The organism is Tsukamurella pulmonis (assembly GCF_900103175.1).
Taxonomy (GTDB): domain Bacteria; phylum Actinomycetota; class Actinomycetes; order Mycobacteriales; family Mycobacteriaceae; genus Tsukamurella; species Tsukamurella pulmonis.
This window is the reverse complement of the sequence record NZ_FNLF01000002.1, coordinates 2,750,528-2,771,211: the sequence shown is the minus strand read 5'-3', so window position 1 is coordinate 2,771,211 and position 20,684 is coordinate 2,750,528. Positions and strand designations below refer to the sequence as shown.

19 protein-coding genes are annotated in these 20,684 nt (G+C 70.7%); 12 read left to right on the top strand and 7 right to left on the bottom strand.

The window, feature by feature from the left end:
* Positions 1-52 precede the first annotated feature (52 nt).
* A complete protein-coding gene (locus tag BLQ62_RS13570; RefSeq protein WP_068531573.1) occupies positions 53-826 on the top strand; it encodes a TetR/AcrR family transcriptional regulator in 774 nt (257 codons plus the stop codon).
* Here the strand turns inward: BLQ62_RS13570 and BLQ62_RS24165 are convergent.
* A complete protein-coding gene (locus BLQ62_RS24165) occupies positions 813-1,349 on the bottom strand; it encodes a ribonuclease FAU-1 family protein (RefSeq protein WP_414929940.1) in 537 nt (178 codons plus the stop codon). The two genes, BLQ62_RS13570 and BLQ62_RS24165, sit on opposite strands and share 14 nt — an antisense overlap.
* A gap of 308 nt (positions 1,350-1,657) precedes the next feature.
* Here BLQ62_RS24165 and BLQ62_RS13560 point away from each other — a divergent pair, with 308 nt between their 5' ends.
* From BLQ62_RS13560 to BLQ62_RS13550, 3 genes are all read left to right on the top strand, one after another.
* Entirely contained in the window at positions 1,658-2,689 is a 1,032-nt protein-coding gene (locus BLQ62_RS13560; protein WP_068531575.1) for a TRM11 family SAM-dependent methyltransferase, read from the top strand.
* 52 nt (positions 2,690-2,741) lie between these two features.
* Positions 2,742-4,901, top strand: coding sequence for an excinuclease ABC subunit UvrB (gene uvrB, locus BLQ62_RS13555; RefSeq protein WP_068531577.1), 2,160 nt, complete (start codon positions 2,742-2,744; stop codon positions 4,899-4,901).
* Between the two features lie 153 nt (positions 4,902-5,054).
* Positions 5,055-5,498 carry a universal stress protein gene (locus BLQ62_RS13550; RefSeq protein ID WP_068531579.1) on the top strand — a complete coding sequence of 148 codons (444 nt, stop codon included), beginning with the start codon at positions 5,055-5,057 and terminating at the stop codon, positions 5,496-5,498.
* An 8-nt stretch (positions 5,499-5,506) separates the two neighbouring features.
* On the opposite strand, the gene BLQ62_RS13545 is transcribed toward BLQ62_RS13550, so the two are convergent.
* The 3 genes from BLQ62_RS13545 to BLQ62_RS13535 all read right to left on the bottom strand — a co-directional run bounded on the left by BLQ62_RS13545 (position 5,507) and on the right by BLQ62_RS13535 (position 9,308).
* Complete coding sequence (locus BLQ62_RS13545; protein WP_068531581.1) at positions 5,507-7,834, bottom strand: HelD family protein; 2,328 nt, start codon at positions 7,832-7,834, stop codon at positions 5,507-5,509.
* 91 nt (positions 7,835-7,925) lie between these two features.
* A complete protein-coding gene (locus BLQ62_RS24160) occupies positions 7,926-8,732 on the bottom strand; it encodes a VOC family protein (protein ID WP_231857735.1) in 807 nt (268 codons plus the stop codon).
* A gap of 6 nt (positions 8,733-8,738) precedes the next feature.
* A complete protein-coding gene (locus BLQ62_RS13535) occupies positions 8,739-9,308 on the bottom strand; it encodes an MBL fold metallo-hydrolase (protein WP_068531585.1) in 570 nt (189 codons plus the stop codon).
* Between the two features lie 136 nt (positions 9,309-9,444).
* On the opposite strand from BLQ62_RS13535, the gene uvrA reads away from it, so the two are divergent.
* The 3 genes from uvrA (at position 9,445) to nrdH (ending at position 14,561) form a co-directional block, all read left to right on the top strand.
* Positions 9,445-12,303 carry an excinuclease ABC subunit UvrA gene (gene uvrA / locus BLQ62_RS13530; RefSeq protein WP_068568457.1) on the top strand — a complete coding sequence of 953 codons (2,859 nt, stop codon included), beginning with the start codon at positions 9,445-9,447 and terminating at the stop codon, positions 12,301-12,303.
* A 19-nt stretch (positions 12,304-12,322) separates the two neighbouring features.
* Positions 12,323-14,128, top strand: a complete 1,806-nt coding sequence (locus BLQ62_RS13525) for a gamma-glutamyltransferase family protein (protein WP_068568455.1) — start codon at positions 12,323-12,325, stop codon at positions 14,126-14,128.
* A 181-nt stretch (positions 14,129-14,309) separates the two neighbouring features.
* Positions 14,310-14,561, top strand: coding sequence for a glutaredoxin-like protein NrdH (nrdH, locus tag BLQ62_RS13520; protein WP_068531591.1), 252 nt, complete (start codon positions 14,310-14,312; stop codon positions 14,559-14,561).
* 85 nt (positions 14,562-14,646) lie between these two features.
* Here nrdH and BLQ62_RS23365 read toward each other — a convergent pair whose 3' ends face one another.
* The gene (locus tag BLQ62_RS23365) at positions 14,647-14,991 is read right to left on the bottom strand and encodes a hypothetical protein (protein ID WP_133298484.1); all 345 of its coding nucleotides are present in this window, start codon (positions 14,989-14,991) and stop codon (positions 14,647-14,649) included.
* Between the two features lie 83 nt (positions 14,992-15,074).
* Positions 15,075-15,458 (bottom strand): recombinase RecA, encoded by a 384-nt coding sequence (locus BLQ62_RS13515; protein ID WP_068531593.1) that lies wholly within the window; start codon positions 15,456-15,458, stop codon positions 15,075-15,077.
* A 280-nt stretch (positions 15,459-15,738) separates the two neighbouring features.
* Between BLQ62_RS13515 and infC the strand changes: the two genes are divergently transcribed.
* Genes infC through BLQ62_RS13490 form a run of 5 tightly spaced genes read left to right on the top strand, consistent with a single transcriptional unit; the run spans position 15,739 to position 19,271 of the window.
* Positions 15,739-16,377 carry a translation initiation factor IF-3 gene (gene infC / locus BLQ62_RS13510; protein WP_082756887.1) on the top strand — a complete coding sequence of 213 codons (639 nt, stop codon included), beginning with the start codon at positions 15,739-15,741 and terminating at the stop codon, positions 16,375-16,377.
* A 48-nt stretch (positions 16,378-16,425) separates the two neighbouring features.
* Positions 16,426-16,620 carry a 50S ribosomal protein L35 gene (rpmI, locus tag BLQ62_RS13505; RefSeq protein ID WP_068531598.1) on the top strand — a complete coding sequence of 65 codons (195 nt, stop codon included), beginning with the start codon at positions 16,426-16,428 and terminating at the stop codon, positions 16,618-16,620.
* A gap of 50 nt (positions 16,621-16,670) precedes the next feature.
* Entirely contained in the window at positions 16,671-17,051 is a 381-nt protein-coding gene (gene rplT / locus BLQ62_RS13500; RefSeq protein ID WP_068568453.1) for a 50S ribosomal protein L20, read from the top strand.
* Between the two features lies 1 nt (position 17,052).
* Positions 17,053-17,850 (top strand): TrmH family RNA methyltransferase, encoded by a 798-nt coding sequence (locus tag BLQ62_RS13495; protein ID WP_068568451.1) that lies wholly within the window; start codon positions 17,053-17,055, stop codon positions 17,848-17,850.
* 56 nt (positions 17,851-17,906) lie between these two features.
* On the top strand, positions 17,907-19,271 hold the full coding sequence (locus BLQ62_RS13490) for an acyltransferase family protein (protein ID WP_068568449.1): 1,365 nt from the start codon (positions 17,907-17,909) through the stop codon (positions 19,269-19,271).
* Here the strand turns inward: BLQ62_RS13490 and BLQ62_RS13485 are convergent.
* A complete protein-coding gene (locus BLQ62_RS13485; RefSeq protein ID WP_082756886.1) occupies positions 19,208-20,656 on the bottom strand; it encodes a nucleobase:cation symporter-2 family protein in 1,449 nt (482 codons plus the stop codon). The genes BLQ62_RS13490 and BLQ62_RS13485 overlap by 64 nt on opposite strands.
* Positions 20,657-20,684 lie beyond the last annotated feature (28 nt).

The following is a 20,684-nucleotide window of genomic DNA, read 5'->3' as shown; positions in this document are numbered from 1 at the left end:
ACGTTGTACGGAGTACGCGAAACAGTGTACATCGTACGGAGAAAAGGTGCCAATGACTCCCGAAGACGAGGGCAGGGCGCTGGTCAGGCTGCTGTGGCGGTCGGAGACCGGCGAGCCCGTTCGCGCCCGGAAGGGCCCCAAGCAGCGGCTCACGGTCGACGAGATCGTGGACTCCGCCATCGCCCTCGCCGACGCCGAGGGGCTCGCCGCGGTGACCATGCGCGCCCTCGCGGGGCGGCTGGGCATCGGCCCGATGAGCGTCTACACCTACGTGCCGACCCGGGACGTCCTCGTCGCACTCATGGTCGACGCAGTCGCCCTTGCGCAGGCGCCCGTCGCGCCCTCCTCGACGGTGCGCGCGTCGCTCGCCGCCGCCGTGCGCGCGCGCCGCGAGGAGTACCTGGCGCATCCGTGGCTGCTCGACGCCCCCTCGTGGCGCGACGTGCTCGGGCCGGGACGGCTGAGCCACTACGAGGCTCAGCTGGGGCTGATCGAGGAGCTCCCCATCGGGGACATCGAGCGCGATTGGCTGCTCGTGCTTCTCGAGAGTTTCGCGGCGGGCGCCGCTCGCAGCTCCGGCGCACGCGGTGCGGCGTCGCGCCCGTTGACCGACGCGCAGTGGTGGGAGGTCGTGGGGCCCGAGCTCGCGGCGGTCATGCCCGCCGGGCGGTTCCCGCTGGCCGGGCGCGTGGGCACGGCCGTGGGGGAGCACTACAGTGCGCCCGGCGACCCCGATGCGGGATTCGAGCTGGGGCTCGACGTGCTGCTCGACGGCATCGAAGCGCGTGTCCCGGGGATGCGCCGGGGTGACGTCACCGCCAGGTGACCGGCGCGCCCTCGGCGGCGAGCCAGGCGTCCACGCTGTGCCCGTGCGCGGCGGTGCCGGCGACGGCGCGGGTGGCGGCGTACAGCGCCCGCTCGGCGTCCCGTGCGCCGAGCAGGTCGGCGGCGGAGGCGGCGAGCAGCTCGTCGACGTCGATGAGCTCGATCGGACGGCCGGGGTGCTCGACGAGATCGAGGTACCAGTCCTCGGTGTGCCAGCGGTCCCCGTCGCGCCACACCCGCGCGACGTCGAGGTAGACGCGCTGGTCGCGCTCGTGGCCGGGAGTGAAGTGGAAGATCGTCGCGCGCAGGTCCAGCGCCGGCAGCAGCCACGACTCGATCGCATCGAACTTCGGGTGATCCGCGTGGCGGAACAGGTACAAGCCGAAGGGCGTCTCCCGGAACTCCTCGACCTCGCGGACGAAGCCCTTGGGGTCGGTGTTCGTCAGCGCCGGCGGGTCGAAGACCTCGCGCTTGGGCGGATGGATCGCGCCGTCGTCGATCTCCGCGTCCGCCGCCGGCCGCAGGACGAGGGTGACCTCCGTGCGGCCCCGCGGACGCCCGACGACCGCGCCCGAGGGGCGGAAACCGTGGCGCCGCAGCAGCGCCGCCAGCTCCGCGTCGTGCGTGCGCACCAGGATGCCGTCGAGGCCCTCCGCGCGCTCCCGCGCACCGTCGAGCAGCGCCGGCACCGCGTCCTCCGCGGCGTCGAGCACCGTTAGGTCCAACCATCCGCTGCGCACGGCACCGAGCGCCGCGGCCCCGTCGACGGTGAGCTCGAAGGTCACGTCCGCGTCCATTCGTCCACGATACGACGCCTCGCTAGGATTCCCGGGTGCCTCAGTACTCCCTCCTGCCCGCGCCCGCCGCCAACCGCGTCTACGCCGAGGCGACCGCCTCGATGGTGCGCGCCGAACTGACGGTCCTCAGCAGGGCCGCGCTCGGCGGGCGGATCGGCCCCGTCGAGAGCGCGACGATCGCGGGAGTCGAGCACCTGGTCTTCGAGGCCGACGAGCTCACCGAGCGCGACCTCGGTTTCCTGGGGCTGACCTCGGCGTTCTACGCGCTCTTCGCGCACGAGGGTGAGTTGCTGCGGCCCGTCGCGGTGCCGTCGCCGGACCGCTACCCGTCGGACCTGCTGACCATCCTCAAGTACCAGGGCAAGACGAACGAACAGTTCACCCGGCTCGTGCTGAACGTGACCGCCGCTTCGACCGCGCGACCCGAGGGCGTGCTCGACGGGACGCTGCGCGTGCTCGACCCGGTGTGCGGGCGCGGCACCACGCTGAGCCAGGCCGTCATGTACGGCCTCGACGCGGTGGGCATCGACGTCGACGTCAAGGACTTCGAGCTCTACAGCTCCTTCTTCACCACCTGGCTCAAGGACCACCGGTTCAAGCACACCGCGTCGACCACGCCGGTGCGCCGGGAGAAGTCGGTGATCGCCAAGAAGTACGAGGCGGCCTTCGCCGCCGACAAGGCGGACTACCTGGCGGGGCGGAAGCAGTCGCTGACCTGCTACGCGGCTGACACCATGCTGACCTCGCAGTTGATCCGGCCCGGCACCGTCGACGTGATCGTGGGCGACCTGCCGTACGGCGTGCAGCACGGCAGCCGCGGACCCCGCGGCCTCGTGCGCGACCCGCTCGAGCTGCTGGCCGGTGCGCTGCCGGGGTGGGCGAGCCGGCTGCGCACCGGCGGCGCGATCGGACTCGCGTGGAACGTCCGCGTCGCGCCCCGCGATCGCGTCGCCGACGCCCTCGCCGCCGCCGGCCTGACGGTGCTCGACGGTCCCGGCTACGACGACCTGCGGCACCGGGTGGACCGGGCGATCACCCGCGATGTGATCGTCGCGCGCAGGGACTGAGCCGCGCGCCGGTCGCGGCGAACTTGTCGGTGGGTCGGCCTACCCTGGTGGTATGGCATTCGCGGCAGAGCAACCGGTGGTGGCGCACTCCGAGCACCGGCCGATCGGGGAGATCGAGCGGGCGGCGGCGGAGTTCACCGTTGTCAGTGAGTACGAGCCGGCGGGCGACCAGCCCGCCGCCATCGCCGACCTCGAACGTCGCCTGAAAGCGGGCGAGCGGGACGTGGTGCTGCTCGGCGCCACCGGTACCGGTAAATCGGCCACCACCGCGTGGCTGATCGAGAAGGTGCAGCGCCCCACGCTGATCATGGCACCGAACAAGACGCTGGCCGCACAGCTGGCGAACGAACTGCGGGCCATGCTGCCGAACAACGCGGTCGAATACTTCGTCTCCTACTACGACTACTACCAACCCGAGGCGTACATCGCGCAGTCGGACACGTACATCGAGAAGGACTCGTCGATCAACGACGACGTGGAGCGCCTGCGGCACTCGGCCACCTCGTCGCTGCTGTCCCGGCGGGACGTGGTCGTGGTCGCGTCCGTCTCGTGCATCTACGGCCTCGGCACCCCGCAGAGCTACCTGGACCGCTCCGTGCAGCTGGAGGTGGGCCAGGAGGTCGATCGCGACGCGCTGCTGCGCCTGCTCGTGGACGTGCAGTACAACCGCAACGACACCGCCTTCACCCGCGGATCCTTCCGCGTCCGGGGCGATACCGTCGAGATCATCCCCTCGTACGAGGAGCTCGCGATCCGGATCGAGTTCTTCGGCGACGAGATCGAAGCGCTGTACTACCTGCACCCGCTCACGGGCGACACGGTGCGCCAGGTCGACAACCTGCGCATCTTCCCGGCCACCCACTACGTCGCCGGCCCGGAACGGATGGCCCGCGCGATCGAGGGCATCGAGGCCGAGCTCGAGGAGCGGCTCGCCGAGTTCGAGCGGCAGGGCAAGCTGCTCGAGGCGCAGCGCCTGCGGATGCGCACCCAGTACGACGTGGAGATGATGCGGCAGGTCGGATTCTGCTCCGGCATCGAGAACTACAGCCGCCACATCGACGGGCGTGAGGCCGGTTCGGCGCCGGCCACCCTGATCGACTACTTCCCGGAGGACTTCCTCCTGGTGATCGACGAGTCGCACGTGACCGTGCCGCAGATCGGGGCCATGTTCGAGGGCGACGCCTCCCGCAAGCGCAACCTGGTGGACTTCGGGTTCCGGCTGCCGTCGGCGGTCGACAACCGCCCGCTCACGTGGGAGGAGTTCGAAGGCCGGATCGGGCAGACGGTGTACCTGTCGGCGACGCCGGGCCAGTACGAGCTCGGGCAGACCGGCGGCGAGTTCGTCGAGCAGGTGATCCGCCCCACCGGCCTCGTCGATCCGCAGGTGATCATCAAGCCCACCAAGGGCCAGATCGACGATCTCATCCACGAGATCCGCGAGCGCACCGAGCGGGACGAGCGCGTGCTCGTCACCACCCTCACCAAGAAGATGGCAGAGGACCTGACCGACTACCTGCTCGAGGCCGGCATCCGGGTCCGCTACCTGCACAGCGACATCGATACGCTGCGCCGCGTCGAACTGCTCCGCCAGCTGCGGCTCGGCGAGTACGACGTGCTCGTGGGCATCAACCTGTTGCGGGAGGGTCTCGACCTGCCCGAGGTGTCGCTCGTGGCGATCCTCGACGCGGACAAGGAGGGCTTCCTCCGTTCCACCACGTCGCTGATCCAGACGATCGGTCGCGCGGCCCGCAACGTCTCGGGCGAGGTGCACATGTACGCCGACAAGGTCACCGATTCGATGCGTGTCGCGATCGAGGAGACCGAGCGTCGCCGCGAGAAGCAGATCGCCTACAACAAGGAGATGGGGGTCGATCCGAAGCCGCTGCGCAAGAAGATCGCCGACATCCTCGACCAGGTGTACACGGAGGCCGACGACACGGAGCAGGCGATCGGTGGATCCGGTCGCAACGCCAGCCGTGGGCGGCGCGCGCAGGGCGAGCTGCGTTCGTCGGCGGTGAGCGCCGGGGTGTACGAGGGGCAGGACGTCAAGTCCATGCCGCGCGCCGAGCTCGCGGATCTGATCTCCGAGCTCACCGACCAGATGATGCACGCCGCGCGTGAGCTGCAATTCGAGCTCGCGGGCCGTATCCGTGACGAGATCGCCGATCTGAAGAAGGAACTCCGCGGAATGGATGCGGCCGGTTTGCAATGACCTGCGAATCGGGGGACGCAGCCCACACTGGTGTGTTCCCTGCCGCAAACTGCCTGTTCCCGGGGACAATGAGGCTATTGTGTCGGAGAAGTATTGCTAGGACGTTCCCATGGCAGAACTCCGCTGGAGAAACGTAGAGAAAGAGGAGACTCGATGAGTGGCTACAGCACGATCGTCGTCGGCACCGACGGCTCGGAGTCGTCGCTGCGCGCCGTGGAGCGCGCCGCTGCGCTGTCCGGTGACGCGAAGCTGGTGATCGCCTGCGCGTTCCTGCCGAGCGAGGGTGCCGACCCGGCCGCCGCCGACATCCTGGGTGCCGACGCGTACCAGCTGCAGGGTGCGAACCCGGTCAACGACATGCTGCGCACCGCCGAGGGGCGTGCGATCAAGGCCGGTGCCGCCAACGTCGAGAAGCGGGCCATCAAGGGGCAGCCGGTCGACGCGCTGCTGGACCTGGTCAAGTCGCTGCCGGAGCCTGCCCTGCTGGTCGTGGGCAACAAGGGCATGAACTCGCTCACCGGCCGCCTGCTGGGCTCGGTGCCCTCGGACGCCGCCCGCAAGACCTCCGTGGACATCCTCATCGTCCACACCACGTAGTACCGGCCTCAGGCCTCCAGAGCGCGCAGCGCGCGCGGTAGCGACCCGGACGTGACCACGGTCAACGTCTGGGTCGCTCGCGTCAGGGCCACATACAGGTCCCGCAGGCCCCGGTCGAACTCCACCTCCGCCGGTTCGCCCACGATCAGCGCCGGCTCCACGACGATCACGTGATCGAACTCGAGGCCCTTGGAGTCGCGCACGCTCATGACCCGCACGTGCGGAGCCGTCAGGCGTCGCAGCGGTGCCACCAGTTCCGACGGTGCCAGCACCGCCGTCAGGCGGTCGTCCTCGCGCGGCAGCTCGGCACGCACGGCCTCGACGAGCGGGCGGTCACCGTCGACCCGCACCAGGCGCGGCGGTTCCGCGCCCGAGCGCACGGACGTGGGCGGCGACAGCGCGGGATCGATCTCGGCGAGGACGTCGGCCGCGAGATCCATGATCTCCTCGGGCGTGCGGTAGTTCACCGTCAGCTCGGCCACGGTGAACCGGCCCGGCACGTACGGGTCCAGCGCCGCGCCCCAGCTCGTCATCCCGGCGGCATCGCCGGTCTGCGCGGTATCGCCCACCAGCGTCATCCACCGGTTCGGGCTGCGCCGCATCAGCATTCGCCAGGCCATCGCCGAAAGCTCCTGCGCCTCATCGACGATGATGTGCCCGAAGGTCCAGGTGCGGTCCTCGCGAGCGCGATCGGCGGTGGTGTTGAACTCGCGCACCGTCTGCCGCTGGGCCAGCTGCTCGGCGTCGATCAGGTCGTAGGCCATGAGGATCTCGGCATCGAACTCGTCGTCGAGATCCTGTGGGGCCGAACCGGTCAGGATGTCGAGCGCCTCCTGAGCCTCCTCCAGCCGCTGGCGCCACTGCCGTTCCGCCTCATCGGCGTCCGCGTCGTCATCGCCCAGGAACTCGGCGATCTCGTCGAGCAGCGGCGCGTCGGCGGGGGAGAAGACGGGCTTGCCGTCCGGCCCCGTCGCGACCTCGCGGCGCAGCTCCGCCCGTTCGGCGTCCGTGAGATCGGGGGCCGCCTCGGCGAGCCGGTCCTCATCGCGCAGCAGCTCCGTCAGGACGCGCTGCGGGGTGAGCGCCGGCCACAGCTGATCGAGCGCGCCCAGCACCTCGCGATCCTGCGCGAGCTCGTCGCGGATGTCCGAGATGTCGGTGCGCGAGAGCAGCATCGAGTCGTCCACGACCGACGAGCCGATGGTCTCCGCGTGCTGCGCGGCGAGGGCGTCGAGCGCCGACTGCCGGAAGATCGCCCGGGCCGTGTTGTGCGGCCGGCGCGAGGAGCGTGCGCGGCCTCGGGCCCGAGTCGCGATCTTCTTGTCCAGCGTGAGCGGGTAACCGTCGAACTTCAGCACGATCGGCTCGTCCGGCACGCTCTGCCAGCCGCGCACCGCCTGCTTGCACACCTCGACCATCGCGGTCGAGCCCTTGAGCCGGGAGGCCGCGGCGGTGTCCTCCAGCGTCGCGATCACGCCGGGGAACAGGTCGCCGATCGTGCTGAGCAGGACGCCGGTCTCGCCCAGGCTGGGGAGCACCTGGCTGATGTAGTTCAGGAAGGTCTCGTTCGGCCCGACGATGAGTACGCCGGTGCGGGAGAGGTTTTGGCGGTAGGTGTAGAGCAGGTACGCGGCGCGGTGCAGCGCGACGGCGGTCTTGCCCGTACCGGGCCCGCCCTGCACCACGAGGACGCCGCGGTGCTCGGAGCGGATGATCGCGTCCTGTTCCCGCTGGATGGTCTCGACGATGTCGGCCATGTGCCCGGTGCGCGCCCGGTTCAGGGCGTCGACGAGCGCGGACTCCCCGGCGACGTTGGAGCCCAGTCCCTGGCCGGCGTCGGCACCGTCGTCCCCGGCGCCGGTGAGCGTGAGGCGCTCCGCGACCACCCCGGTGAGTTCGCGGCCGCGGGTGCGGACGTGGCGGCGCACCGCGACGCCCTCGGGTTGGGCGGGAGTGGCGAGGTAGAAGGGGCGGGCCAGCGGCGCGCGCCAGTCGAGCAGCAGGGTGCTCAATTCCTCGTCGTCGTCGAGGACACCGATACGGCCGATGCGTCGGACCCCGTCCGGTGACCCGTCCTGGGCGTCGTCCATGTCGAGGCGGCCGAAGTAGAGGTTCTGCTCGGCGGCGTCGTACTTGGCGAGGTCGTCGGTGTAGAGCTGGTGGTAGGAGTCCCGCTCGGAGATCTCCTGCGGGTTCTCGCCGACCTCCTGCAGGTTGTCGGCCAGGCGCCGGTTCGCGGTACTGCGCAGGGAATCGATTCGGGCGTACACGCGATCGAGGTGGGCCTGTTCCTCGGCGAGCAGGGGGTCGCCAACTGCTGCAGGGTCGGTCTTCACGGGGCTCCTCGTGGACGGCTGCGATGAATCAGACCGTCCATTGTCCACGATCCGCGCGGCGCGTGGGGCGTGCGCCCGTGTGGCCCCCGACTCAACGCCGAGCGATCGTCCTCACCATGAGGTAGCCCGTGATCACGATGTACACGAGAAGGATCAGCCCGACGACGAGCCGCGTGCCGCCGTCGCTGTCGACCACGCCGAGGCCGACGAGCGGCACGCCGATGAAGCCGAGGAGGAACAGCATCGTCGCGGCCCGCCGGGCGCGGCGGTTGTCCGGCGGGGGAGTCTCGACGGTGCCGGAGCGCAGCCGCTCGCGCGCGCTGGCCGGGTTCGCCCGTGACCCGTCGTCGTGCCCGTCGGGCATCACGTCGGAAGCCCCTCCCGGTAGTCGGGCAGGTCGATGCCGTTGATCGCCCGCTCGATCACGGTCGTGTCCCAGTCCGCGGGCGAGATCGCGGGCTCCTCGCCCGGGCCGGGCGTCGTGCGGCTCGCCGCGTTCCACCGCGCGACCTGCTGATTGGCGGCGACCATGGGTCGCAGCAGGCGCTCGTACGCCGCGAACGCCGGCCTCGATGTACTCGAACACCGCACCGTCGGGGTGGCGCGCGATCAGTCGGTCGCCGTTCGGGGCGGGGTTCGGCCCCTCGACGATCTCGGCTCCCGCGTCGGCGAGCGCGCGGAGCACGGGCGTCAGGTCGGAGACCTCGACGGTGGCGGTCCGGTCCCGGTACGCGTCCGTGTCGCCGGCGAGCAGCAGGAACGGCCCGACGCGGGCGAGGCGCACGTCGCGGAAGTCGAAGCGGTGCGCGGTCTCCCGGGCGAGCTCCTCGTACAGCGGGAGAGCGCGGTCCAGGTCGTCGACGAAGACGCGGGTGAGGACCCTCGTGATGGTGGGCACGCGGGGCTACCAGCCGCGTTCGCGCCATTCGGCGAGGTGCGGACGCTCGGCGCCGAGGGTGGTGCCCTTGCCGTGGCCGGGGTGCACGACGGTGTCGTCGTCGAACCGGTCGAAGAGCTTGGTGGTCACGTCGGCGAACAGGCGGTCGAAGTCGCCGGGCTCCCAGGTCTTGCCCACGCCGCCGGGGAAGAGGCTGTCGCCGGTGAACAGGTGCACGGGCGCACCGTCGAACTCGGGGCGCAGGGCCAGGGCGATGGACCCGGGCGTGTGCCCGACCAGTTCGATGACGTCGAAGGTGAGCTCGCCCACGGTGAGTACCTCGCCGTCGGCGAGGGTGCGATCGGTGGGGGCGTCGATGCCCTCGGCGTCGTTGACGCCCGCGGCCGCGGGGACGCCGAGACCGGCGCGGACCTCGGCCAGGGCGTACCAATGGTCCAGGTGGCGGTGGGTGGTGACGATGAGTTCGACACCGCCGGTCTCCCGCGCGACCTCGAGGATCCGCTCGGCGTCGTTGGCCGCATCGATGAGCAGCGTGCGCCCGGCGGAATCACTGACCAGGTACACGTTGTTGTCCATACCGCCGACGGAAATCTGATTGATCGTGGTGGTCACGCGCCTCACGGTACCGCGCGGCGAAAAACTTGTCGGTGCGCTTCTCTAGCATTGATCCGGGCTCGTCTGTGGGCCTGCACGCTCGAACGGAAGGAACACGGTGGCGGATCGCCTGATCGTGCGCGGTGCGCGCGAGCACAACCTGCGGGGTATCGATGTGGATCTCCCGCGCGACAGCCTGATCGTGTTCACGGGGCTGTCCGGATCGGGCAAGTCCAGCCTCGCCTTCGACACCATCTTCGCGGAGGGCCAGCGGCGCTACGTCGAGTCGCTGTCGGCCTACGCGCGGCAGTTCCTCGGACAGATGGACAAGCCCGACGTCGACTTCATCGAGGGGCTCTCGCCCGCGGTGTCGATCGACCAGAAGTCGACCAACCGCAACCCGCGCTCGACCGTCGGCACCATCACCGAGGTGTACGACTACCTGCGCCTGCTCTACGCGCGTGCGGGCACGCCGCACTGCCCCGAGTGCGGTTCGGTCATCGAGCGGCAGACGCCGCAGCAGATCGTCGACCAGGTGCTCGAGATGGAGCCGGGCACCCGGTTCCAGGTCCTCGCGCCGGTCGTGCGCACGCGCAAGGGCGAGTTCGTCGACCTGTTCAACCAGTTGCAGACGCAGGGCTACTCCCGCGCCCGGATCGACGGGGTGGTCTACCCGCTCAGCGAGCCGCCGAAGCTCAAGAAGCAGGAGAAGCACGACATCGAGGTCGTGGTGGACCGGCTCGCGGTCAAGCCGACGGCGAAGCAGCGCCTCACCGACTCGATCGAGACCGCGCTGCGGCTGGCCGACGGCGTCGTCGTGCTCGATTTCGTGGACCGCGAGGAGGACGATCCCGAGAGGGAGCGCCGCTTCTCGGAGAAGATGGCGTGCCCCAACGGCCACCCGATCGCGGTCGACGATCTCGAGCCGCGCTCGTTCTCGTTCAACTCGCCGTACGGCGCCTGTCCGGAGTGCGACGGCCTGGGCGTGCGCAAGGAGGTCGATCCGGAGCTCGTCGTGCCCGACCCGGAGCTCTCGCTGGCCGACGGTGCCATCGCGCCGTGGTCGTCCGGGCAGAGCGCGGAGTACTTCCTGCGCCTGCTCTCCGGCCTCGCCGACGCGATGGGCTTCGACCTCGATACGCCGTGGAAGGACCTGCCGGCCAAGGCGCGCAAGGCCGTTCTCGAGGGCTCCGAGCACCAGGTGCACGTGAAGTACCGCAACCGGTACGGCCGCACCCGGTCGTACTACGCCGAGTTCGAGGGCGTCATGCCGTTCCTGCACCGTCGCCTGGAGTCGACGGAGTCGGAGCAGATGAAGGAGCGGTACGAGGGCTACATGCGCGACGTGCCGTGTCCGGCGTGCTCGGGCGCGCGTCTGCGTCCGGAGATCCTCGCGGTCACGCTGGATCACCCGCGGTTCGGCGAGAAGTCGATCGCCGAGGTGGCGGCGATGTCGATCGGCGAGTGCTCGGACTACCTCTCCGATCTCAAGCTCGGCGCGCGCGAGGCCGCGATCGCCGGCCGTGTGCTCAAGGAGGTGCAGGCCCGCATCGCGTTCCTGTTGGACGTGGGCCTGGAGTACCTCTCGCTCGCGCGGTCGGCGGGATCGCTCTCCGGCGGTGAGGCGCAGCGCATCCGGCTCGCGACGCAGATCGGTTCGGGTCTGGCGGGTGTGCTGTACGTGCTCGACGAGCCGTCGATCGGCCTGCACCAGCGCGACAACCGCCGCCTGATCGACACGCTCGTGCGCCTGCGGGATCTGGGCAACACGCTCATCGTCGTCGAGCACGACGAGGACACGATCCGCACCGCGGACTGGGTGGTCGACATCGGCCCGTACGCCGGTGAGCACGGCGGCAAGGTGGTGCACAGCGGCACCTACAAGGAGCTCCTCAAGAACAAGGACTCGCTCACCGGTGCGTACCTGTCCGGTCGCCGCGCCCTGCCGGTGCCCGCGGTGCGGCGCCCCGTCGACAAGAAGCGCCAGCTCAAGGTTGTCGGCGCGCGGGAGCACAACCTGCAGAACATCGACGTCGCGTTCCCGCTCGGCGTGCTGACCGCGGTCACCGGCGTGTCGGGCTCCGGCAAGTCGACGCTCGTCAACGACATCCTCGCCACGGTGCTCGCCAACAAGCTCAACGGTGCGCGCCAGGTCCCGGGGCGGCACAGCCGCATCACCGGGCTCGGCGATCTCGACAAGCTGGTGCAGGTCGACCAGTCGCCGATCGGCCGCACCCCGCGCTCGAACCCGGCCACGTACACGGGCGTGTTCGACAAGATCCGGACGCTGTTCGCGGCCACCACCGAGGCCAAGGTGCGCGGCTATCAGCCGGGCCGGTTCTCGTTCAACGTCAAGGGCGGCCGGTGCGAGGCGTGCTCGGGCGACGGCACGATCAAGATCGAGATGAACTTCCTGCCGGACGTGTACGTCCCGTGCGAGGTGTGCCACGGCGCGCGGTACAACCGCGAGACGCTCGAGGTGCACTACAAGGGCAAGAACATCGCCGAGGTGCTGGACATGCCGATCGAGGAGGCCGCGGAGTTCTTCGAGGCGGTCACGTCGATCCACCGTTACCTCAAGACGCTCGTCGAGGTCGGCCTCGGCTACGTCCGCCTGGGACAGCCCGCCACCACCCTCTCGGGCGGTGAGGCGCAGCGCGTGAAGCTGGCCGCCGAGCTGCAGAAGCGGTCCAACGGCCGTACCGTCTACATCCTCGACGAGCCGACGACGGGCCTGCACTTCGAGGACATCGCCAAGCTGCTGCAGGTGATCGACGGCCTGGTCGACAAGGGCAACTCGGTGATCGTCATCGAGCACAACCTGGACGTGATCAAGACCGCCGACTGGATCATCGACATGGGCCCGGAGGGCGGCAGCGGCGGCGGCACCGTCGTCGCGCAGGGAACGCCGGAGGACGTGGCCGCGGTACCCGAGTCGTACACGGGCGGCTTCCTCGCGGAGGTTCTCAAGGCCTGAGGCGCCGAGCGGAGCAGCCATGACCTTCCTTCCACCCACAGCCGAGACCACCCGTCCCACGCTGCGCGGATCGTTCGGGATGTGTGCGTCCACGCACTGGCTCGCGACCGCCGCGGCCCAGGCCGTGCTCGAGCGCGGCGGCAACGCCTTCGACGCGGCGGTCGCCGCCGGTTTCGTGCTGCACGTCGCGGAGCCGCACCTCAACGGTCCCGGCGGGGATCTCACCGGCGTGTTCTTCGACGTCCGCACCGGCGCGCCGCGGGTGCTGATGGGGCAGGGCCCGGCGCCCGCGGGCGCGACCCGCGAGCACTTCCTCGCCGAGGGGCTGGAGCTGGTGCCGGGCGCGGGCGCGCTCGCCGCCGCCGTCCCGGGCGCGGTGGACGCGTGGCTGCATCTGTTGGCCGAGCACGGCACGTGGGAGCTGTCGGCGGTGCTCGCCCACGCCGTGGGCTACGCGCGCGACGGCTGCCCCATGGTCGGTCGCGTCGGGGAGACGATCGCCGCGGTGCGGGAGCTGTTCGAGGGGCACTGGCCCACGTCGGCGGCGGTGTGGCTGCCCGGCGGGCGGGTACCGGAGCCGGGGCAGGTGCTGCGCAACCCCGCGTACGCCCGCACCCTGGACCGCCTGATCGAGGCCGGCGCCTCCGTCGTCGGCGACGGGGAGGATGCGCGTCGCGCCCGGATCGAGGCGGCCCGCGCCGCCTGGTCGACGGGCTTCGTCGCCGCCGCCGCGGTGGACTTCGTCGCGGCGCCGCACCGTCACTCGACCGGGACCGATCATGCGGGCGTGATCACGCTGGCGGACTTCGCCGGATTCCGGGCGGGGGAGGAGGAGCCGGTCAGCATCGTCTTCCGCGGCCGCACGATCGCCAAGACCGGCCCGTGGGGCCAGGGGCCCGCGCTGTTGCAGACGCTGCGCATCCTCGAGGGTTTCGCGGACCACGAGCTCGACCCGTCGACCGCCGCGGGCGCGCACCGCATCCTCGAGGCGCAGAAGCTGGCCTTCGCCGACCGGGAGGCCTATTACGGCGACGCCGTCGAGGTCCCCCTGAGCCGTCTGCTCTCCCCGGAGTACGGCGCGCAGCGCCGGGCACTGATCGGACCGCAGGCCTCGCTCGAGTTCCGGCCCGGCACCGTCGACGGGTGCACGCCGTTCCGGCCACCGCTGCGGGAGGCGTACGACACCCCCGCCGACGGCGGCGCGGGGGAGCCGACGGTCCGCGTGAGCGGCGAGGTCCGCGGCGACACCTGCCACCTGGACGTGGCCGATCGGCACGGCAACATGGTCTCCATCACGCCGTCGGGCGGGTGGCTGCAGTCGTCCCCGCTGATCCCCGAGCTGGGCTTCTGCCTGGGCACCCGGCTGCAGATGACCTGGCTCGAGCCGGACGGGCCCGCGACGCTGACGCCGGGCCGGCGCCCGCGGACCACCCTCACTCCCACGCTGGTCCTCATCGACGGTGCGCCGGTCACCGCGCTCGGCTCACCCGGCGGCGATCAGCAGGACCAGTGGCAGCTGCTGTACCTGCTGCGCACGATCATCGGCGGCTACAGCCCGCAGCAGGCGATCGATGCGCCCGCCTTCCACACCACCGCCGTTCCCGGATCGTTCTGGCCGCGCACGTGGACCCCGGGCGGCGTGGTCGTCGAGGACCGGCTCGGAGACGCGGTGATCGACGGCCTGCGGGCGCGGGGACACCGCGTGGTCCGTGCGGGGGACTGGGCACTGGGCCGGCTGTCGGCGGCGGGGCGGGAACCGGAGACGGGGCTGCTGTACGCCGCGGCGAACCCGCGGGGCGCGCAGGGGTACGCGGCCGGCCGGTGACCGCACCCGGATCGGTACACACCCGCCCGAGGTGCGATCGCTCCACAATCCGGGGCGGTCGGGGCCTTCGACCTGCTCCGACGGCCGTTCGGATGGGGATCGAGCTGTGGAGAAACTGTGCATCGAACCCAGTATCTTGTGCAAATTGCACGCCTGTAACACAAGATGTAGTGTTGCTGACATGAGCAACGTGACCGTCTACACCAAGCCCGCGTGCGTGCAGTGCACCGCGACCTACCGTGCGCTCGACAAGGCGGGCATCGAGTACACCGCGGTCGACATCAGCGTCGACGAAGAGGCGCGGGAGTACGTCCTCGCGCTCGGTTACCTGCAGGCGCCCGTCGTCGTGGTCGACGGTGCCGAGCACTGGTCGGGCTTCCGTCCCGACCGCATCAAGGCGCTCACGGCGCAGGCCGCGGTCGCCGGCGCGTAGTCGGTCGACGGCCACGACGAACGGGCCCTCAGTCGCGGGGATGCGACTGGGGGCCCGTTCGTGTGTGCGGCCGAAGGCGTTCGGGTCAGCGGTGCGGGTAGCAGCGCCCGGGTTCCCACCGGCCCGGTACCCAACGCCCCTGCTCCCACCAGCCCGGATTCCAGCGGGGCTGCACCCAGTAACCCGGATGCCAGCCCCAGCGGTCCACCCAGCCGGGCCGCCAATAGCCGGGTGACCACCAGCCGTTGTGCCAGCGGCCCTGACTCCAGTGGCCGCCGACCCAGCGTCCCGGTTCGCACCACCCGTGCCCGGGGTGCGAGACCGCGGGGGTCGGGGCGGCCGTCGCTGTCGCGGCGGTGACGCCCCCGAGTGGGGCCATGACTCCTGCAGCGACCAATACGCCGGCCGCGAGCGTTCTCATCCGTTTCATGCCTGGACGGTACGCCCGGTGTGACCTGGAACACTAGACCTATTTACACAGGTCAGGGTGTGTTTGGGGGTTAACCCTGAGGGTTAGCTGTACACCGGTCCCGTGTACTTCTCGCCCGGGCCCTGCCCCGGCTCGTCGGGGTAACTGCTGTATTCGCGGAACGCGAGCTGCAGCGACTTGAGGCCGTCGCGGTACGGGCCTGCGTGCGGCCCGAGGTACTCGACCGAGGCGGTCGTCAGTCCGGCGAGCGCGGTGATCAGGCGTCGCGCCTCATCGAGGTCGAAGTGCGGGCTCTCGCGCGGGTCGAAGCCGGCTTCGTCGCCCTCCGCGGACGTCAGGCCGAGCTTCTCCGCCGCCGCGCTCATCAGCAGCATCCACGCGCTCGAGATGACCTCGATCGACGGCGACTCCGCGACCAGGCGTTCCAGGGTGTCGGGCTCGGGGGACGAATTCGGATTCTCACTCACGACTGCTACACTGTCATGTGCGACCGCTCCGGCTCTGTCCGGGGCAGCAAGTGGAGTCCACTCCCACCACGTCGATCTTCGGTCGGCTGGTCCGGTCGCCGCCGCGGTTTCCGTGAGGAATGCCCGTGGCGGTCTCCTTGTTACAGGAGAGGTCGATCGTCGGTGCACGCCGGCGCGGCCCGAATCGGTCGGTGTGGGCCCCGCCAGGCGAAACGTCTGGTCGGGGCCTTTTCGCTGTGTGGGACTTGGTGGGCCTCGTCGGCTGCGCGGCGGTCTACGAGTGAAGACCGCTCGCAACGAGACACGAGCACCTATTCAAGGAGGCCCCATCAGCACTGAGACACGCACCAACGGTCAGATCCGCGTTCCCGAGGTCCGACTCGTCGGCCCCGGCGGCGAGCAGGTCGGGATCGTGCGAGTTGAAGATGCGCTCAAGCTGGCGTACGAGGCTGATCTCGACCTGGTCGAGGTCGCGCCGAACGCCCGCCCGCCCGTGTGCAAGATCATGGACTACGGCAAGTTCAAGTACGAGGCGGCGCAGAAGCTGCGCGAGTCGCGGAAGAACCAGCAGCTGACCGTGATCAAGGAGCAGAAGCTCCGTCCGAAGATCGATGACCACGACTACGAGACCAAGAAGGGTCACGTCGTCCGGTTCCTGGAGCAGGGCTCCAAGGTGAAGGTCACGATCATGTTCCGCGGCCGCGAGCAGTCGCGTCCGGAACTCGGTTTCCGTCTGCTGCAGCGCCTCGGCGCCGATGTCGCCGAGTACGGCTTCGTCGAGACGTCGGCGAAGCAGGACGGGCGCAACATGACCATGGTCCTCGCCCCGCACAAGGGTGCGAAGACCCGCGCCAAGGCGCAGCAGGACAAGGAAGCCCCGGCGGCGCGGCCCGCCGCGCCCGAGGCTTCGGCCGAGTAGCGACGCACGTCGCGCCCGGCGAACGAACAAGACAGAGAGACGAAACACATGCCGAAGAACAAGTCCCACAGCGGTACCTCGAAGCGCTTCAAGCTCTCGGGGAGCGGCAAGGTCCTGCGCCAGAAGGCCGGCCGTCGCCACCTGCTCGAGCACAAGAGCTCGCGCGTGACCCGTCGCCTCGACGGTGTGGCCGAGGTCGCGCCCGCCGATGTGCGTCGCGTCAAGAAGCTGCTCGGCAAGTAAGCCGCTCCCGGTACCCGCTCGAACTTTTCATCACGTAAGGACGAAGACCTATGGCACGCGTCAAGCGCGCAGTGAACGCTCAGAAGAAGCGTCGTTCCATCCTCGAGGCCTCGAAGGGCTACCGCGGTCAGCGGTCGCGCCTCTACCGCAAGGCCAAGGAGCAGCAGCTCCACTCGCTCACCTACGCGTACCGCGACCGTCGTGCGCGCAAGGGCGACTTCCGCAGGCTGTGGATCACGCGTATCAACGCCGCCGCGCGGGCCAACGACCTGACCTACAACCGTCTGATCCAGGGCCTGACCCTGGCCGGCGTCGAGGTCGACCGCAAGAACCTCGCCGAGATCGCCGTCTCCGATCCGGCCGCCTTCACCGCGCTCGTCGAGATCGCCCGCAAGGCGCTCCCGGCCGACGTGAACGCGCCCGTCGCGTAACTTGGCAGACCACTCGCAACGACCCGCGGACCAGCTCTTCACGGAGCGGACCCCGCGGGTCGTTGCTGCATCCAAGCTCCTGCGCGCCGCCGGCCGCCGTAAGGCCGGACTGTTCCTCGCCGAGGGCTCCAATGCCGTCACCTCCGCGCTCGAGGCCGGACTCGTCGACGAGCTCTTCGTCACCGAGGAGGGGGCCGAGCGGTATCCGGAACTGCTCACCGCACGCGTGGCGTATGTGACCGACCGCGCCATGCGGGGGCTGTCGGACACCGTCACCCCGCCCGGGATCGTGGCGGTCTGCCGGGCGCTGCCGCAGGCCGTCGTGCCCGACGGTGCGCGGCTGGTCGCGGTCCCCGTCGACGTCGCCGAGCCCGGCAACGCCGGCACCGTCATCCGGGTCGCCGACGCCGTCGGCGCCGACGCCGTGCTGCTCGCGGGCGATGCGGTCGATCCGATGAACGGCAAGGTCGTGCGGGCCTCGGCCGGATCGGTCTTCCACCTGCCGGTCGTGCAGGAGCGCGACGCCGCCGCCGCGATCGTGCAGCTCAAGGACTCGGGCCTGACGGTGCTCGCCACCGCCGCCGACGGCGAGGTCTCGCTCGACGACGCCGACGACCTGCTCGCCGGCCCCACCGCCTGGCTGTTCGGCAACGAGGCCCACGGCCTGCCGGGACAGCTCCAGGCCCTCGCGGACCACCGCGTCGCCATTCCCATCCGCGGCCGCGCCGAGTCGCTCAACCTCGCGACCGCAGCGTCGATCTGCCTGTACGCGAGCTCGCGCGTGCAGAATCGGGGATAGGTCCTCACCGGTTCCGGGTAGGACTACTCATCCATGACGGCGCCCGCACCGGAAGCATGGTGACCATGAGATTCCTGCCCGCCCGCGCCGCCGTCCTGGACGGCACCCCGGACGCCCGTGATCGGGCGATCGACGTCGCCCGCCTCGCGAGCCTCCTCGTCGTCATGTTCGGCCACTGCGTGCTCCTGCTCGCCACCGTCACCCCGTCGGGCGTGTGGGTGGGCAACACCCTCGGCGCGCAACCCGCGCTGCAGCCGATCACCTGGGTGCTGCAGGTCATGCCCCTCTTCTTCCTCGCCGGCGCGGCGTCGTCGGCCTACGGGCTGAAGCCGGGAACGCCGTGGGGCGGGTGGCTCCTCGCCCGGGCGCAGCGGCTGGCCCGGCCCGTGTTCTGGTACCTCGCCTTCTGGACGCTCGCGCTGGGCGCGACGCGGATGCTGCTGGGGGAGTCGAGCGCCGCGCGCCTCGGTGGCGAGTCCGTCGCGCTGCTGTGGTTCATCGGCGTGTACCTCCTGGTCCTTGCCTTCGTTCCGGTCCTCATGCGGTGTTCGGCCGGCGCGCTGGCCGGGATCGTGACCGGGCTGCTCGCCGCGGCGGCCCTGGTCGACGGTGCGCGGCTCGCGACCGGCGCGATCGAGTGGGGATTCCCGAACTTCCTGATCGTGTGGTTGATCCCCGTCGTCATCGGCGTCGCCTACGCGCGGCGGATGATCCCGGTGCCGGCCGCGCTCGTCGTCGCGGCGCTCGCCTTCGCGGGGGCGGTGGCGGCCGTGGTTCTGGGCCCGTACGACGTGCCGTTGGTGGTCACGGGCACCGAGACGTTCTCGAACACGACGCCGCCCACGTTCCTGCTCGGCCTGCACTGCGTGTGGGTGAGCCTGCTCTTCGTCGCGGCCGCGCCGGCCATCGGACGCTGGGCCCGGAATCCGCGGGTCTGGTACCCGGTGGCCGTGGGCAACGGCGGCGCGATGACGCTCTACCTCTGGCACATCCCCGCCATCGCCGTCGCGGCGTTCAGTCTGCATTCCGTCGGCATCGACGCCGTCGATCCGGCCCAGCCCGGCTTCTGGGGGGTGATGGCGTTGCGCGCCGCGGTCTTCGCGGTGGTGATGCTCGCGCTGTTCGTCCTGCTCTCGCCGCTCGAGCACCGGCCGTTGCCGTGGTGGGACGCGCGCGTCGGCGCCTCGGGAGAGCGCGGTGCGCTGGTGGGCGGGCTGGTGTGCGCCGCCGGCGCTGCCGCTCTGCTCATGGCGAAGGAGGGGCTCGGCTCGTCGACGGGGTGGCAGGCCCTGGCGGTCTTCCTGAGCGCGCTGGTCCTCGCCCGGGCCGCGGCGTCGTCGGGCGTCGGCCGGCCGGATCAGGCGCCCTCGCTCACCCGCACCGTCGTTGCGGGCAGAGGCGAGGCACCGTCGGACGCCTGATCGGAGGACGATCGCGCTCCGGCGTTCGGCCGGATGACGTTGAACAGGAGGTTCAGCGTGACAGCCACGATCGCTGCAGCGCTGATCCCGGAGTGGAAGATCACCACGAACCACGCGGGGAAGGCGTGCCAGAAGTCGGTGGACACCACGGGGATCAGGCCGAAGGCCAGCGATGCCGCGACGATGATGAGGTTGTTGTTGCCCCGGAAGTCGACCGTGGACAGGGTGCGGATGCCGCTCGCGGCGACGGTGCCGAACAGCACGATCCCCGCGCCGCCCAGGACCGGCCCCGGGATCACGCTGAACGCCGCCGCTGCCATGGGGGACAGGCCGAGCAGCAGCAGGATCGCGCCGCCCGCCGCGACGGCGAACCGGCTCGTGATCCCGGTGAGCGCGACCAGGCCGACGTTCTGCGCGAAGGCCGTCGCCGGGAACGAGTTGAAGACGGGGGCGAGTAGGGACGAGGCCATGTCGGCACGCAGCCCGTCGGCGACCCTGCGGGAATCGACGGGGGTGCCGACGACCTCGCCGACGGCCAGGATGTCGGCGGTCGTCTCCACCATGATGACCAGCACGACGACGGTCAGCGAGGCGATCGCCCCGAAGTCGAACAGCGGCCCGCCGAACGCGAACGGCTGGGGGAGTGCGAACACGGAGGCCGCGCCGACCGCGCCGACGGCCGCCTTGCCCAGCAGGACGGCGGCGACGGTGCCGACGGCGAGGCCGAGCAGGATCGACAACCGCGACAGCGAGCGGACCTTGCTCAACGCGATCACCACGAGGAACGTGAACAGCGCGAGGGCGATGTCGGACGGCGCGGCGAAACCCGCTGCGGGGACCTCGACGCCGCCGACGGTCGTCGTGCGCGGGCCCGTGATCCATCCGGCTGCGACCGGCATGAGCGACAGCCCGATGACCGTGATGATCGACCCGGTCACCACCGGCGGGAAGAAACGGATGATGCGGGCGAAGAACGGCGTGATCGCCAGTCCGATGGCCGCCGCGACGAGCAGGGAACCGAACGCCACGCGCAAGCCGTGCTCCCCGTCGCCCGCGAGGATCGTCAGCAGGGTCGAGACGGTCGCGAAGCTCGTTCCCTGCACGAGCGGCAGGCGGCTGCCGAAGAACGGCGCGCCGAGCGTCTGCAGCATCGTGGCGAGGCCGCTGACGAACAGTCCGCACGCGACCAGGAGGGCCTTCTGCGCCGTGTCCAGGCCGGCGGCGCCGCCGACGATGAGCGGTACGGCGATGACGCCGCCGAACATCGCCAGGATGTGCTGCAGGCCGTAGCCGACGGTGCGGCCGAAGCCCAGGTACTCGTCCTCCGGTCGCCGGCCGGGCAGGTCTGCGGGGGCGGGGCCGGTCGACGTCGTGGTTGCTGTCATGGGCCGACGCTAGGCAGCTCGGCGTACG